Source organism: Pumilibacter muris, from assembly GCF_943193045.1.
GTDB classification, from domain to species: domain Bacteria; phylum Bacillota; class Clostridia; order Christensenellales; family Pumilibacteraceae; genus Pumilibacter; species Pumilibacter muris.
This window is the reverse complement of the sequence record NZ_CALPCN010000002.1, coordinates 288957-304877: the sequence shown is the minus strand read 5'-3', so window position 1 is coordinate 304877 and position 15921 is coordinate 288957. Positions and strand designations below refer to the sequence as shown.

Sequence of the window (15921 nt, the reverse complement as noted above, 5' to 3'; positions counted from 1 at the left end):
AAATTAAAGGAGAAATTGTTATGAGGAAAACACGAACGACATTGCTCTCGTTTTTGTTGGCGGGAGTGTTGGCTATTGCGGGCTTCGGGGGGGGGTATGCCTTTTTCCGCTCGCAAATTTCTGCGGCGAATGCCGCCGAGCAATCCACTGCGGTTCCGCCCGTAGAAGCGGTAACGAAAAATCTTGCGCGCGGCAAAGCGGGAGAATTTCGCAGTTTAACCGATTTTTCGCAAACGCTCGATTATTACGCGTATTTTCCCGATTTGAACGGCGACGCGATTGCTAATTCGGGATGCTACAACGCGAGCAATATCGGAAACACCACCGCCGTTCTCACCGACGGCATAGGCGATAAGTGGGAAAAGTGGAACGCCATTTCCACAGCTAAGGACGTGCGCGGTTGGGCGGTTGTCGATTTGGGCGCGCCTTATCCCATAGAGCGCGTTAAAGTTCATTTGCTCGCCGCTTGGTGCTTTACCGATATGATTATTCAGGTGTCGAACGACGCGAATTTCGAAAGCGGCGTAACAACTATTATGAGCACTGTGGATTCGCTCGAATTTAACGGCGAAACGGTTTACAGCGGCGGCAGAAAGGGGCTTAGCGTTGAAACCAAACCGCTTACAGGTTGGAACGGTAGCTTGGGAATAGACAGCAAGCAGGCGGAAGGAAATATTTTCCCCGCGAACAACGTTATGGCGCGCTATGTTCGCATAACGAACAACACTCACGGCAACGGAAGCGAATACAGCAGCAACACCGTGTTCACCGAAATAGAGGTGTACGGAGTTGAAAAGGGCATGCCGCCGCTCGCCTCGCTCGAAGCGGGTTTCCACTCTTCGCTCGGCGAAGTTACTCTTTCCACTCCTTATGAGAACGGAAAAATATATTATACGCTCGACGGAAGCTATCCCACAACGAGCTCTACTCTCTATTCGGGTGCAATCGATTTGAGCGCAGTTGAGGAAGCTTGCGTTCTTCGCGCAATAGTAGTAACCGACGAATGGCAGAGTTTGGCGGCGGACTATCAATATAAAATAGGTTTGCCCGCAGGAAACTTATTGTTAAACAAAACCGCAATTTTTAAAAGCATGACGGATTTTTCTCAAACGCTACCCGCTTACGCTTATATGCCCGACGGCAACGGCGACAGCGGCGCAGGTTCGGGTTGCTATAATCTGTCTTGGGCGGGAGGAAATACCGCGCGACTTACCGACGGAAACACTAACGATTGGGCAGGCTTTAATACTTTGAGCACGGCGGGAAACACGCAAGGCTGGGTGTTTGCGGATTTGGGAAAAACATATCCCGTTGCTCGCGTTAAAGTGCACATGCTTGCGGCATGGTGCTTCCAAAACGTTATTGTGCAACTTTCTAACGACCCTGCGTTTGAGCAAAACGTTATAACGGTGTTCAGCACTGTTGAAAGTCTTGAAATTGACGGGACTACGGTTTACAACGGCGGTAAACAAGGACTTACGCAAGAAACGAAAAACCTTACGGGTTGGAACGGGCAAATAGGCGTTGACAGTAAGATGAATGAAGGAAATGTTTTCCCGTGCGACGGCGTTTCGGCTCGTTATGTACGTTTTACTAATAATAACATGGGGAACGGGGGCTCCGACAGCAACACTTGCTTGGGAGAAATTGAGGCTTATGCCGCCGCGAAACAAATCGAAGATATTGAGGTGGAGCAAACGGTTAAAAGCGCGAGCTTTACCGCTAAAACGGTTGAAGTGCCGTATAACACTCAAATAGAACAAGTACGCGAAAAATTGAATCTTCCCGCGCAGGTAAACGTGCTCGACTACGCGGGCAACTCGCATTCGGTTGCGCTCAGTTGGACGGAGCCGGAATACAGCGCTACCACTGCGGGCAACTACGAATTTACCGCCGCTTATTCCTTGCCCGAAAATCTTACCGACGTATTCGGAAAAATGCCCGAGTTTAAAGCTACCGTTACGGTTGCCGAAAAAACGGATACAACCGAATTGCAAGCGGCGCTCGACGCGGCTTCCGCTCTCGTGGAAGAAGAATATACGGCGGCGTCGTGGGCGGTGTTGCAAACCAAAATAGACGCGGCGCAAGCTGCGGTAAACAACCTTTCGGTAACCGAAGAAGAAGCCGCGACCGCTCTCGAAGAATTGAACGCGGCAATAAAGGCGCTTGCCCGAATTGCAAGCTCCGCCGAAAAAGCGGCGCTCAAATCTGTTATAGACGAGGCGAAAGCTCTCGACAAAACGCTTTACACATCGGCGAGCTTAAACGGACTCGAAGGAGCTATTGCGTCCGCCGAAGAGACTCATTCGAACGCGAATGCGTCGAGCTCGCAGGTGAACGCGGCGAAAGACGCTTTGCAAAAAATTCTTGCGGCGAAAGAACTTAAAGCGACGCAAGCGCAAATAGAAGAACTTAACGCTTTTGCGCAAGAAGTTAAAAATGCGGGCTACACTACCGAAAATTATACGCAAGCTTCTGTTGCGGCGGTAGAGGACGCACTCGAAGAAGCCGAAGCTCTTTCGGCGCAAGCCGAATGTTCCGCAAATGCGGTAACTGCGGCTAAAACCGCTCTTGAAGAAGCCGTTGCGGGGCTTGAAGCCTACGGCGACGCAAGCGAACTTAACGCGCTTATAACCGAAGCGGAAAAACATGCGGCGGCAGACTATACCGCGTCCACGTTCGACGCGCTAAAATCGGAAATAGAAAAAGCCGAAAGCGTTGCAGCCGAAAAACACTCTCAGTCCGAATTCGACGCCGCAAAGAACTCGTTGCAAACCGCAATCGACTCGCTCGTATCCGTTAAAGAATTGCGTGCGGCTATTCAAAACGCAGTTCCCGAAGAGGGGAAAGAATACACCGCATTGTCGCTTCAAGTGCTTGCCGACGCAAAGACCGAAGCCGAAATCATTTTGAAGAAATCGGACGCAACAAAAGAAGAGGTCGCGGCGGTTACGCAGAAACTGAACAAGGCATTCTCCGAGCTCGCTCTTAAATCGGACGAACCCGCAGACTCCGAGCCTGACGCCAAGCAAGAAAGCAAGAAAAAAGGTTGTAAATCAAGCTTTGGCGGAGCAAGCGTCGTTATTGCGATTTTGTTCGTTGTTTGTGCCGTTGCGCTTATTAAGAAAAAGAGGGTAAGAATATGAAAATAAAGAAAAGGAAAAAACTCGCTCTTTTGTTGCTCGGCGCCGTTATGGCGTGTTCGGCGGGAGCGATTACGGCAAATAAAGCGATGAAGGCGAGCGCCGAAGAGGAGGTTTTTGTTCCTCGCAATTTAATAAACGAATTTATGTTCGGCTCTTGGGTGAGTTATTACGATTTGAGCATTAAAAGCTACGCCGAGCAAACGGAAGACATGGGCGCGGCGGGCATAAACTTTAACTGGCATCCCGAAGCCATAGGAACCGATATAAATCACGACGGCGCCAACTTTTACGACTACGACGCAATCGAAAAAGCTTACGCCGACAACGGAATGATGTATTTGTACGACGCCACTAAAAGCGGCTCAAACGGATACAACGACCCCGCCTTTAAAGAAATGGCTAAGCATTGCGTCGGCTATTATGTTAAAGACGAACCGAGCGCGTCGCAGTTTAAAGCTACGGCGGAGCTGTTCGATATGTGTTTGAAAAGCGACCCCGAGCGCAGCCCGTATGTAAACCTTTATCCGAACTATGCGGGCACTACCGCTCTCGGAGGAACTTACGCTCAACACGTTCAGAACTTTGTTGATATTGTTGGCGCGGAAAACCTCGAATATTTGTCTTACGACCATTATCCGTTCACCGCGTCGGAAACAGTGCGCAACTCGTATTTTTCGGATATGGAAACAATACGAAAGGTAGGCTACAACAGCGGGCGGCTTAAAACGCTCGGAATGCCACAGTCGGGCTGGTGGGCGGGAATGCGCAAGCCGAACGTTGACGAAATGCGTTGGAACGTAAACACATACGTTGCCTACGGTTTTAAAGCGATTTCGTATTTTTGTTGGGCGTCTCCCAAATATACGTCGGTGGCAGACGGCGGCGAAGCCATGCAAGACTTTGTTATAGACCGCGACGGTACAAGAACGGAGCTATACGAACCTCTTGCCGAGCAAAACTGGCAAATTCGTCAGCTCGGCGATTTATTGATGAGCATAGACTGCGCCCACGCTTACCACAGCGGAAGCAACGTTGCCGACGGCGCGGAAAAGTTGCCTAAAAGTTTTTTCATACAGCCCGAAAGCAAACAGGATAGCTACATAATAAGTCTTTTCTACAACAAAGACAACACCGAAACTTACGTTATGATTATGAACAACTCCACGAGCGAAAGCAAGCGCGGTAAGTTTTCGGTGTCGGCGGATTCGGGCGTTACTTCTATAACCGAATTTAAGTCTACCGTAAGCGGCGATAATTTGCCCAACCATAAGGATTTAAAAAACACGCTCGGCAAACCGTCGCAAACCGAAATAAGCGTTGAGAGCGGCGTGTTCGTAACAGATTTTCTTCCCGGCGAAGTAAAAATTTATAAACTAAACGGCGAAAATATTTCGATTTCGGAAGGGGTTTCAACTCCCGAATTGTCGCACCTGAGCGGCACATACTACGGAGCGCAACAGGTGAAAATAACCGTGCCTCAACAAAACGCTCGCATTTACTACACTCTCGACGGTTCGTTCCCGAGCGTGAACGAATTCGGCGAACCGCAAGGCTCGACTCTCGAATACACTTCGCCGCTCACAATAGGACGCGACGGCGAATGGAGCTATAAAGCGCTTCGCGCCGCAGTGGTAAAAAACGGAGAGTATTCGCAAATCGCGGAAGCCGACTACATAATAACCGACGGTAGCAAAAACGTTTCGCTTAATTCGAAAGTGAGTTTTTACAACAAAGAGTTTACACAGCTTATAGAAGTAGACAACGAAAAGGGCGAAAACGTGAAAGGCGACGTGGTTGTGGACGGCTATCACGACCCTTATACCGAAGTGTTCACCAAAGAAAAAACCAACGGTTGGGCTGTGGTGGATATGGGCAAAAGCCACGTTATCGATAAGCTCAGCGTGTCGTTTTGGGCAAACTGGGAGTTTTCCGACGTTATTGTGCAGGTGTCCGAAGATTTCAACTCATGGACGAGTGTGTTCAACAACGACACCGACGGCAGCATGCAAAGCGTGACGGGCGAAGTCGGCACGGACGGAACGTATAAAGACGAAATGCACAGCGGCAACGTTATTGCTTTCGAGCCTAAAAGCGTTCGTTATATCCGCGTTCACAACGTGGGCGCGGGCGGCGGCAGTTTAACGGGCAAAAGCATTTGGCAGGAAATTTCGGCGTTTTCTTTGTTCGATACAAACACCGTGCCCAACACAGTCGACCTTTTGAAAACTTACGGAACGCTCGATTCGTGGAATTCGCTCGGCGGCGGAAGTTGGAAAATCGAAAACGGAAAAATAGCGGCGGCGGGAGTGGGCGGTTGGGATAGAGCGCTGGCTCTCACCGAAAAGAAGTTTAAAAACTTTATAATAGAGGGCACGTTCTCCATGACCGACGTAACCGCCGGTCTTGTGGGCTTCGAGCTTTACAAAACGTCGCCTAACGGCGTTCTTAACGGCAACAACGGCTACATAGTGTTTATCGAAAACAAAGGGCGTGTCGGCGCTTACGACGGAGTGAACGGCGGTGCTCAGGAATTCGGCGGCACCAACATTCAGGCAACTAATTTCACTCCCGCGCAATTCACTTTCAGGGTTACTTCCGCCAACGACTTGTTGTCGGTTATGGTGAACGGCGAAACGGCATACACTGTGCGCAATCCGCGTGCCGATATGGACGCGGGCTACATTGCGATTCACGCGGGCTCGATAGGCATAACCGTAGAAAATCTTTGGATTAAAGAACTTACCGACGCCGACGGATTAGGCGCGCTTAAATTCGAAGACGCTTTATATGAGCAAGCCGAAGAAGTGACGGCAGCGGTTAAGCTTTACGACAAAAAGGAAGAGGCTCTCGCCAAACTTCCCGAAACGGTAAAAATTAAAACGGTGGGCAATAAAGAACTCGAATTGAGAGTTAAAGGTTGGCACAGCGAAAACTATAACCGCAAAGTTGCGGGTTGGTACGATTTTTCGGCGGAGTTCGACCTTACGGGTATAGAAAACACCGTAAACGTAATGAACGTTTCGGCGTCGGCGAAAGTTTGGGTGTCGGCGGGATTCGACGGAGAGGCGCTGCAAAACTTTATAGATTTAGCCGAAAGTTTGGAACGCTACGACTTTACCGAAGAGAGTTGGAGCGAGCTTATGCAAAAGCTAAACACTGCGAAAGAAATTATGTCTGACCCTTTCACTGTGCAAAACTCTGTAGGCGTGGCGTCGTTCCAATTAAAAGACGCGATAGACGCGCTTGTGAACATAAGCCATAATAAAACGTTGCTTGCGTCGGCACTCGAAAAATGCAACTATAAAGCGGATGACTACACAAGGGTATCGTTTGACGCTTATTCGCGCGCACTTGACGCGGCGCAAGAAGTCAACAAAAGCAGCATAGCCAAGCAAGGCGAAATAAACGGCGCTGTTTTAGAGTTGAACAACGCTGTAAAGGCGCTCGTTAAGCTGTACTCCAAGTCGGAATTGCAGGCGGTTATAGACGGCGCGAAAGTTAAGGAAAACAAAACGGAACGGCTCGATTACGCAATAGCGCAAGCCGAAAAACTTTGCGAAAACGACGAAATTACCGAAGCGCAAGGAGAAATTGCGGCAAAGGCAATAAAAGACGCGGTTTCCGCAATGGAAAAAACCGAACCGGATAAAGACGGTTCTGGCGGCAGTAAATCGGGTTGCGGTTGCGGCGGCTCCGCAGGCGGCGCAAGTATACTTCTTTCGGTGTTCGCTTTGGCGGCGTGCGCGTTGCTTATGCGTAGAAAGAGAATAAACTGAATAGCTTAACAGTCAAAAAAATTCCCGTCCGTTCGTTTAGAAAGGACGGGAATTTATATGTATACTCACATAATTATGTTTTCTATCAATCCGCCGCGCATGGCTATGTCGCAGCGGGGTGCCGTTCCGTCCGACTTTACGAGCAAATAGCCTTTTTGCGGAGTGAAAGTATTTTCGCGCACAGCAATCACGCCGTCGAAAAAGTCGGCGAGAGCTTCGTCGGAAATCGAATCCGAAAGCTCGGAAGTAAGCATGGAGCGCGCGGCTGAAAAATTACCTTCGCGCACAAACGCGAGAAGTTGGGCGGGCGCCGACGCGCTCGGCACGGAAACTGGTGTTTGAGGCGAAAAAACGTAAGCGCAACGCGGCTTTAATTCAATGTAAAAATGTCCGTCGCCCATATCGCAACACACGGCAAGGCTCTTGTTAGAAAGAGCCTTGCCGTTTAATATTTCGGCAGTGTAAGGCAAATACATGGCTTCAAGCGGCAGCACCGTTACAAAAAGAGGTTCGTTCGAACTGTATCGCACGCTTTGCGCCGACTGCACAAACGAACCGTTTAAAAGCAACACGCTGTTTTCCGCAATAAAATGATAGACCGATTCCATACCGTATTAGCTAACCTCTATAAACGTTTTAGCGATACACGCAGAGAGCGTTCTCCGTAAGCTCCGACTTCTTAGGGGTTTAAAAGCGTAAAACTTTTGCGCGCGTGCTATAAAGCGGCTTCGGGTGAGAAATTCGGAGTTGGCTATGCGTATAAAACATATTTATGATTTTATGTATAAAAAAATGACGGTTTGGCTATTATTGCGTGTAGTATTAAAATAAACGGAGGACTTTAATTACTTATGGAAAATAATTGGACAATCGAACAAACAAAAACGCTGTTTAGCCTTGCGCGCGAAGCGAAAGAAAAAGAGCGCGGTCTCGTGTGGGCGTTTTCGGCAATGAGCGACAAAACGGGCAGAAGCGTGAACAGCGTACGCAATTATTATTACAGCCAGCTCAAAATGTTCGAGCTCGTGCCCAGCCTCGCCAAAGATTTGGGCATAGAACTTGTGGACTCTTCGCGCGAACGGTTCGAATTATTCGAGGCAGACGAGATAGACGAGTTACTTGAAAACGTGCTTTCGGGAAAGGCGCGCGGCGTAAGCGTGCGTCAGGTTATTGCCGATATGTCAGGCGGCGATGGGAAAAAGGCACTCAGACTTCAAAACAAATACCGCAGCATGATTTTGCACCACCGCGAAAAGGTGAACGAAGTTATGCGCAGAATAGGCGCGAGCGGAAAAGATTATTACAATCCGTATTTGAAAGAAACGGTTGCGGCGGGAAGCGAAACCGACAACTACAAAAAACTTAACGACTACATCGCGTCGCTCGACGAGGCGGAAGTGGGCGAGTTTTTGCAAATAATGAAAAAGTTTTTCGCGTGAGTTTTTTTGCGTTGCACGAACTGCGTTATTGTAAGCGGGCGTTACGGACGAGGAAATCTTAGCCATAGAGCGAACATTTTTCGTTTGACAAAAACTTCCTTTGAGTGTATACTGTTACAAAAAATGCAACGGAGGTAATAAAATGTTAGATTTGTTGCGTAATTTTTGGCTCGGATTTTCTCCCGAATATCGGTTTTATCTTGTGGTTATAGCGCTGTTTATTCCGCTTACTATCGCCGGCGTTGTGGCTCAAATAAAAGTAAGTTCCACTTTCAACAAATGCAATGTGCGGGCGGATTGCGGACTTACTGCGGCGGAAGTGGCTCGCAAGGTTCTTGACCGCAACGGGCTGTATTCGGTGCAAATAGTGCGCGTGGCGGGGCATTTAACCGACAATTTCAATCCTACAAACAACGTGCTGTCTTTGTCGCAAAGCGTATACGGTTCAACGAGCGTAAGCGCGATAGGCGTTGCTTGCCACGAAGCGGGGCACGCTATTCAGCACGCTAAAAAGTATGTGTTCTCGTCGCTTAGAATAAAGCTTGTGCCTGTGGTGAATTTTGCCAACCGCGCGCTTTTTCCTCTTTTGCTTGTGGGCATGCTTTTCGGTTTTGCGTCCCCCTATACGCTTGTTGGCAGAATATTTATTTGGGCGGGCATAGTCGTGTTCGGGCTCAGTATGCTTTTTTCGCTTGTAACTCTTCCCACCGAGTTCGACGCAAGCAGGCGGGCGCAAAAGGAACTTAAAGAAAATTTCTTTTCAAGCGAAGAAGCTGCCATGTCGCGCAAAGTGCTTACCGCCGCCGCAATGACGTATGTTGTGAGCTTTTTAATGTCGCTTATTCAATTCCTGCGCTTTTTCGCTCTTTTGCTCATGTCGCGCAACCGCAACCGTTAATTCGGAACGGCGGCAACGGTTTTCCGCTTTTCGTTCCGTTTGTATAAAATGCCGAGCTTATATTTATTTTAGCTCTTTGCGGGCGCGGGCAAAACGTTTAGAACAGTTCTATCGTTTGCTCGCGCTTTTTTGCTTTTTGTTTGTCGGGAATTTATTCTTTCTGCGAGAGCATGCCGCAAAAATAATTCCGCCGCAGTGGAATCGCTTGAAATATCGTGTTAAAAGTGTTAAAATATATTCGTTGCGGAGTTTAAAAAAATTGCGGCGCAAAATCTGTTCGAATTGAAAAAAAGTTGGCGTTCGAAACAAAGCGGGCTGCATAGCGGAGAAAAAATTATGAAAGTTATAGGAAAGCAACGAAATAGCAAAATGTGCATAATGTGCGGGCTCGACAACGAATACGGCGTTCGCGCGCCGTTTTATAATTTGGAGGACGGCAGCGTTGCAACGCTTTTTTCTTACCGCGAGGCGCACCAAAGCTATCCGGGCAGAGTTCACGGCGGACTGATAACCGCCATGCTCGACGAAATGGGATTGCGGGCGCTTTGGGCGAAAGAACTTTCGGAAAAATCGTTCGGCGTAACGTTTTCGCTCGATACCAAATATCGCAAACCTGTGCCTTACGGTGTGCCGCTTGTGGGCGTTGGCAAAATCGTGCGCGACACCCCTAAGTTCTTTTCGGCTCAAGTCGCCCTTTACGATTCCTGCGGCAATATTCTTGCGAACGGCACAACAAACTATATGCGTCTCGCGCCCGAGCAAATTGCCGAAAACATTTCCGTTCACGATGAAATGTGCTACATGATTCCCGACGACGTTAAAGAAATAGAAATTTAAAGAGAAAAGTAGGTTTTACTGAGAATCGTCAATAGTGCTTTTTTGGTGTTTAAGGTTTGAAGTTATAAACGTTACTTTTAAGGTTGATAATATGTTTGATTTTGTATCGACAAAAGAAAACGTCGAAAGATGGAATATTTCACAAAAAAGAGCTTCCGTTTTATGTGGCAAAAATAGAAACAACTGCGAAATTATGGTTGCCAACAATCATAATTCTGTTTTAAAACCTTTTGTTAAGTGGGCGGGAGGAAAAGGTCAAATTGTTAGGGAACTTGAAAAGATGTTGCCTATAAACGGCGAAAAAGACTTGACAAAATATTGCGAGCCTATGGTGGGCGGCGGCGCGTTGTTTTTTAACATATTATCAAAATACGATTTTGAAGAAATGTATATTGGCGATATAAATGCCGAGCTTATAAACGCTTATCAAGTTATTAAAAGGAACATAGATAGTTTAATCGAAAAATTGCAAGAAATGCAAACTTTTTTTTGGCGTATTGATAAAAACGGAAGAAAGCTTTATTATTATTCTGTTCGTGAAAATTTTAATACTACAAGTTTATGCGAGACTACGGCAATAGATAAAGCGGCAGATTTTATATTTTTAAATAGGACTTGCTTTAACGGTCTTTATCGTGTAAATAAACATGGGCAATTTAATGTTCCTATGGGAGAATATAAAAAGCCGAAGATTTGCGATTTTGAAAATTTGCGAAATGTACATAAGGCTTTGCAAAATGCAACCATTGTTTGCGGCGATTATTCGCTCTCCAAAAAATTTATAGACAAAAATACTTTTGTATATTTTGATCCGCCGTATCGTCCGCTTTCGAAAACATCTTCGTTTATATCATATACATCTGATATTTTTGATGACGACGCGCAACGAAGGCTTGCAAAATTTGTAGATGAGATAAATAAAATCGGTGCGAAATTTGTGTTAAGTAATTCCGACCCTAAAAACGTCAATTTCGACGACACTTTTTTTGACGAACTTTATAAAGAATATGAAATAAAACGTATATCGGCAAGCCGAATGATAAATAGCAAAGCCGCAAATAGAGGCAAAATAAACGAGTTGCTTATTTGCAATTAAGGGGAAGCGTAATATGAAAAGGAATTTTAACGAATGGCTTAAATCTTTCAAATCAAATATTTGCAATTACGACTACTATGTTGATTTTAAGAAGGTGTATGGTAATGTTGAAAAAATAAAAATTGAGTTGAATATACTCAATTCGCTTATCGGCTCTAAAAATATCGAAAGTGACTTTCAAAAGCTTATAGAAGATTATCCGCAAGTTTTAAAGTGTATTCCTATTTTGCTTGCCGTTCGTGGTCGTGAGCTTTACGCTATTGACGGTGACGGCGAATATTTTTTCAATTTTTGTAATCCAAACTACACTGCAAAAGAATACATGATGCTTATGCTAAAAACAGGGCTGTTCGATTTAATTGCAAATCATGTAATAAATAACCTAGTGGATTATGTTACCGGCGTAGAAGTAGGTCTTGATAGTAACGGTCGCAAAAATCGCGGCGGACATTTAATGGAAAAACTTGTGGAAGATTATCTTATCAAAGCGGATCTCGTGAAGGGCGAAACATATTTTAAAGAAATGAAGTTATCTGCGATTGAAAAGAAATGGGGTGTTGATTTGTCGGGTATTTCCAATCAAGGCAAAGCCGAAAAGCGATTTGATTTTGTAGTTAAGAAAAGTAAAACGATTTATGCTATAGAAACGAATTTTTATTCGGTTGGCGGATCGAAATTGAACGAAACTGCAAGAAGCTATAAAACTATTGCCTTAGAAGCAAAACAAATCGAAGATTTTGTTTTTGTATGGTTTACGGACGGTTACGAAGGTTGGAAATCTGCGCGACATAATTTAGAAGAAACTTTTGATGTTTTAGACAATTTGTATTGCATTTCCGATTTAGAAAACGGAGTTATTTCTAAACTGTTTTATTGATGTTAAAAAGCTCTTGAAATTCTTTCAAGAGCTTTTAACTTTTATATAATTGTATTTTAGAATTGCGTGATAAACTGCACTTTTTTTATGTTACACAAACTGGCTGTTATAAAGTTCGGCGTAAAACCCGCCTTTGCCGAGTAGCTCGGTATGTGTGCCTTGCTCGATTACGTTGCCGTCGCGCATAACTAAAATTAGGTCGGCGTCGGCGATTGTTGAAAGGCGGTGGGCAATAACAAAACTCGTTCTGCCTTTCATCATTGCGGCGAAAGCGGACTGAATCTTTTGCTCTGTGCGGGTGTCTATGTTGCTTGTGGCTTCGTCGAGAATTAGCATGGGTGGCTGCGTAAGCATAATTCGCGCAATGCACAAAAGTTGTTTTTCGCCCTGACTGATAGAACTGCCTTCGTCGTCTATAATAGTGTCGTAGCCGTTTTCGAGCTTTTCTATAAAAGAATGTATGTGGGCGCGTTTTGCGGCGTCCTCGATTTCTTCGCGCGTGGCGTCGGGTTTTCCATAGGCTATGTTTTCGGCAACGGTGCCGCGAAAAATCCAACTGTCTTGCAAAACCATTCCATAGGCGCCTCTAAGCGACGAACGCTTTATGTCGGTTACGGGTGTGTTCGAAATCAAAATGCGCCCGCTTTGCACGTCGTAAAATCGCATAAGTAGGTTTATTAAAGTAGTTTTGCCGCAACCCGTAGGGCCAACGATTGCCACGCGTTTTCCGGGCAGTACGGAAAGATTTAGGTCTTGAATCAAGGGGCGCGAGGGGACGTAGGCAAAATCCGCATGTTCTATATCGATTTGACCGTCGCAATATTCGAGTGTGGGCAAGCCGTCGTCGTCGGGTTCTTCTTTTTCTTCGAGAAGCTCTTTAACACGTCCTGCCGCAGCCGACGCGGTTTGCAGTTCGGTGACAACGCCCGTAATTTCGTTGAACGGCTTTGTGTATTGATGCGCGTAAGATAAAAAGCAACTGAGCATTCCGACGGTGAACGCGCCGCCCGTAGAACGTATAACCATTAGCGCGCCTACAACCGCCACTGCGGCATATACAATCGCGTTCACAAATCGGGTGCCCGGATTAGTCAGAGCGCTGTAAAACATTGCCTTTGTGCCCACTTTGCGCAGTTCTTCGTCAACTTCGTCAAATACTTTTTGCGCTATTTCTTCGCGGTTAAACGCTTTAACAACTTTAATTCCGCTTAAAACTTCTTCGGTTAGTCCGCTGAGTTCGCCGCGCTTACTCTGTTGCGTTTTAAACATGTTGTGGGTGGCTCGGGCAATAAGATAGGCTACGCAAATAGAAACGGGAGTTATAAGCACCACAACCAAAGTAACGGAAACGTTAAGGCTAACCATAAATACTATTGTGCCCGCAACGGTGACAACTCCCGAAAACAGTTGCGTAAAACCTTGAATGAGTCCGTCGGAAATTAGGTCGGTGTCGTTCACCACGCGAGACAATAAATCGCCGTGCGCGCGCGTGTCTATAACCGAAAGCGGAACGCGGTTAAGCTTGTTGAAAGCCGCGCAACGCAAGTCGCGCACGGTGTTCATAGCGGCTTTGTTTGTGCAAAGCGACGCCAACCACTGAAAGACCATAACGACGGCTATAAGCCCCATAAGAACGTATGCCCGTCGCATAACTTGCTCTAAATTTACGTTGCCCGCCCCTATTATATAGTCTACGGCGTCGCCGATTACTACGGGGGCGTATAACGTTGCCGCTATTTGAATAACGCTGAATAACAGAGCGAGAGCTATTAGCGGATAGTACGGGCGCATGAATTTTAGAACAAGCTTTATAGAGCCTTTAGAATTCGCGTTTTTTTGTTTTTTCATTTCGCTCTTTTCTCCTTGCCGTCGCTCTCTTCGGTTTTTGTTTGGCTCTTGCAAATTTCGCGGTATACGTCGCAATTTTCGAGAAGCTCGGAATGTGTGCCGTATCCTGCCGCCGCGCCGTTTTCGAGCACTAAAATTTTGGTCGCGTGCATAAGGCTGAACGCTCGTTGGCTTATGAGTATTACAGCGGGCTTAAACGGTAATTCTTCGATTGCGTGGCGCATGCGCGATTCGGTTGCGTAATCGAGCGCGCTCGAAGAATCGTCGAGTATTAAAATTTCGGGTTCGCCCACAAGCGCTCGCGCAACGGTTAAGCGTTGCCGCTGTCCGCCCGAAAAGTTTTTGCCGCCTCTGCTCACTTCGCTGTTTAGTCCGTCGGGCAGTTTTTCAACAAAGTCGAGCGCCTGAGCGGCTTCGAGCGCTTGAAACAACTGTTCGTCGGTGGCATTTTCGTTGCCGAATTTAAGATTGTCGCGCAGCGTGCCCGAAAACAGCACCGCTTTTTGCGGCACTATACCTATTTTTTTGCGAAGCTCGCGCATGGGGTATTCTTTCACGTTCGCGCCGTCTATTTTCACTTCGCCGAAACTTGCTTCGTAGAAGCGGGGCACAAGGTTTGCAAGCGTGGATTTGCCGCTTCCCGTAGAACCGATTACGCCGAGCGTTTCGCCGCCGTTTATCGAAAAGTTTATGTCGCTAAGAGCGCACCTCCCGCCGTCGTAGTATGAAAAACTAACGTTTTCAAATTCAAGTTTTGCGCTTCCGTCTTGCCGAGCGGGGCTTGTTGTTGCGGTGTCTACGATTTTGGGCGTTGTGGCGAACACTTCGTTTATGCGCGCCGCCGAAGCGGACGCTTTCGTGAAAGTTACCGCAAGGTTTGCCGTTACCACGAGAGCGAGCAAAATTTGCGACAAATAGTTTACAAGCGCAATAACGTCGCCTTGCTTTAAATTGCCCGCTTCCACAGTTTTGCCCCCGAAATATAAAACGGCAATAACGGCGAGATTTATAACGGCGTAAGTTAAAGGATTTAAAAGGGCGGAGAGAGCGTTTGCTTTAACGCTCTTTTTTTTGAGCGAATCCGCCGACGCAAAAAAATCGTGTTGTTCGGTTTGTTGGTTTGAAAACGCGCGCACAACTCTTGCACCCGAAAGAGTTTCGCGGGTGAGAAGAGAAACTTCGTCGAGATTAGCTTGAATTTTACGGTAATACGGCGCGGTGCGCGACATAACGAGCCATAAAATTATGCTGACGATTACAGCCGTAATTAGGAAAATGATACTTATTTTCGGACTTATGGATATTGCCATAACGAGCGCGCCCGCCACCAAAAACGGTGCTCTGAGAACAAGTCGGATAAACATTGCAACGCCCGTTTGAGCCTGCACGGTGTCGGAATTTATGCGCGTGAGTAAGCCTGCCGTGCCGAAGCGGTCGAGTTCGGAAAGCGACAGAGAATGTATATGGCTGTACAACGCGCCTCTTAGGTTTGTGCCGAATCCGGTGCTTGCCCGCGCCGCCATATATTGCGCGGATATTGCGAGCGCAAGACCGGCGGCTCCGAGCGCAAGCATAACGCCGCCCATTTTCCAAACATAGGCAGTGTTTCCGCCCGCGATTCCCACGTCTATAATGCGCGCCACAACAAGCGGAATAACGAGCTCGCCCACAGCTTCGAGCAGCTTTAACAGCGGACCCAAAACCGTGACTGCGCGGTAGCCTTTTAAAAAGCCGAGTAGTTTGTGCATAGCCAAGATTCTCCCAAAAGATGCTACGGGTATTTTACCACATTTCTGCAGCTTTGTCATGCTTTTTGCATAGTTCCTTTTGCCGTATATTTAGCCCGCTTATTATGTATGCGGTTTACATGGTTTCGCTACCGCAAACTTATTCGCCTGAAAACACACAACGGCGGAAACTCTTTTTTAATAAAATCAAAAGAGAAAATCATTAAATAAAAACATTTTTATGCGGCGCTCTATTTAATTGACGAGAGGACCCGTT

The 15921-nt window shown here is 46.8% G+C and carries 10 protein-coding genes; 7 read left to right on the top strand and 3 right to left on the bottom strand.

Annotated elements, in window-relative coordinates; translation table 11 throughout:
- The first annotated feature begins 20 nt into the window (after window positions 1-20).
- Together NFR62_RS04060 and NFR62_RS04055 are read left to right on the top strand one after the other, a co-directional pair.
- A complete protein-coding gene (locus tag NFR62_RS04060; RefSeq protein WP_251614653.1) occupies window positions 21-3146 on the top strand; it encodes a chitobiase/beta-hexosaminidase C-terminal domain-containing protein in 3126 nt (1041 codons plus the stop codon).
- Window positions 3143-6922 (top strand): chitobiase/beta-hexosaminidase C-terminal domain-containing protein, encoded by a 3780-nt coding sequence (locus NFR62_RS04055; protein WP_251614650.1) that lies wholly within the window; start codon window positions 3143-3145, stop codon window positions 6920-6922. The genes NFR62_RS04060 and NFR62_RS04055 overlap by 4 nt, the downstream gene beginning before the upstream one ends.
- Before the next feature lie 65 nt (window positions 6923-6987).
- Here NFR62_RS04055 and NFR62_RS04050 read toward each other — a convergent pair whose 3' ends face one another.
- Window positions 6988-7530 (bottom strand): hypothetical protein, encoded by a 543-nt coding sequence (locus NFR62_RS04050; protein WP_251614648.1) that lies wholly within the window; start codon window positions 7528-7530, stop codon window positions 6988-6990.
- Window positions 7531-7773: 243 nt separating this feature from the next.
- On the opposite strand from NFR62_RS04050, the gene NFR62_RS04045 reads away from it, so the two are divergent.
- From NFR62_RS04045 to NFR62_RS04025, 5 genes are all read left to right on the top strand, one after another.
- Window positions 7774-8361: a hypothetical protein gene (locus NFR62_RS04045; RefSeq protein ID WP_251614645.1), complete on the top strand. Its 588-nt coding sequence runs from the start codon at window positions 7774-7776 to the stop codon at window positions 8359-8361.
- 142 nt (window positions 8362-8503) lie between these two features.
- The gene (locus NFR62_RS04040; protein ID WP_251614641.1) at window positions 8504-9259 is read left to right on the top strand and encodes a zinc metallopeptidase; all 756 of its coding nucleotides are present in this window, start codon (window positions 8504-8506) and stop codon (window positions 9257-9259) included.
- A 336-nt stretch (window positions 9260-9595) separates the two neighbouring features.
- Complete coding sequence (locus tag NFR62_RS04035; protein ID WP_251614638.1) at window positions 9596-10096, top strand: PaaI family thioesterase; 501 nt, start codon at window positions 9596-9598, stop codon at window positions 10094-10096.
- Window positions 10097-10187: 91 nt separating this feature from the next.
- A complete protein-coding gene (locus tag NFR62_RS04030) occupies window positions 10188-11192 on the top strand; it encodes a DNA adenine methylase (protein ID WP_251614634.1) in 1005 nt (334 codons plus the stop codon).
- Between the two features lie 13 nt (window positions 11193-11205).
- Entirely contained in the window at window positions 11206-12069 is an 864-nt protein-coding gene (locus tag NFR62_RS04025) for a type II restriction endonuclease (RefSeq protein WP_251614632.1), read from the top strand.
- Window positions 12070-12159: 90 nt separating this feature from the next.
- Here NFR62_RS04025 and NFR62_RS04020 read toward each other — a convergent pair whose 3' ends face one another.
- The gene (locus NFR62_RS04020; protein ID WP_251614629.1) at window positions 12160-13917 is read right to left on the bottom strand and encodes an ABC transporter ATP-binding protein; all 1758 of its coding nucleotides are present in this window, start codon (window positions 13915-13917) and stop codon (window positions 12160-12162) included.
- Window positions 13914-15665: an ABC transporter ATP-binding protein gene (locus NFR62_RS04015; protein ID WP_251614627.1), complete on the bottom strand. Its 1752-nt coding sequence runs from the start codon at window positions 15663-15665 to the stop codon at window positions 13914-13916. The genes NFR62_RS04020 and NFR62_RS04015 overlap by 4 nt, the downstream gene beginning before the upstream one ends.
- Window positions 15666-15921: the final 256 nt, after the last annotated feature.

Coding starts and splice junctions, on each gene's coding strand:
- NFR62_RS04060 (WP_251614653.1), top strand. CDS start 21: ATGAGGAAAACACGAACGACATTGCTCTCGTTTTTGTTGGCGGGAGTG.
- NFR62_RS04055 (WP_251614650.1), top strand. CDS start 3,143: ATGAAAATAAAGAAAAGGAAAAAACTCGCTCTTTTGTTGCTCGGCGCC.
- NFR62_RS04050 (WP_251614648.1), bottom strand. CDS start 7,530: ATGGAATCGGTCTATCATTTTATTGCGGAAAACAGCGTGTTGCTTTTA.
- NFR62_RS04045 (WP_251614645.1), top strand. CDS start 7,774: ATGGAAAATAATTGGACAATCGAACAAACAAAAACGCTGTTTAGCCTT.
- NFR62_RS04040 (WP_251614641.1), top strand. CDS start 8,504: ATGTTAGATTTGTTGCGTAATTTTTGGCTCGGATTTTCTCCCGAATAT.
- NFR62_RS04035 (WP_251614638.1), top strand. CDS start 9,596: ATGAAAGTTATAGGAAAGCAACGAAATAGCAAAATGTGCATAATGTGC.
- NFR62_RS04030 (WP_251614634.1), top strand. CDS start 10,188: ATGTTTGATTTTGTATCGACAAAAGAAAACGTCGAAAGATGGAATATT.
- NFR62_RS04025 (WP_251614632.1), top strand. CDS start 11,206: ATGAAAAGGAATTTTAACGAATGGCTTAAATCTTTCAAATCAAATATT.
- NFR62_RS04020 (WP_251614629.1), bottom strand. CDS start 13,917: ATGAAAAAACAAAAAAACGCGAATTCTAAAGGCTCTATAAAGCTTGTT.
- NFR62_RS04015 (WP_251614627.1), bottom strand. CDS start 15,665: ATGCACAAACTACTCGGCTTTTTAAAAGGCTACCGCGCAGTCACGGTT.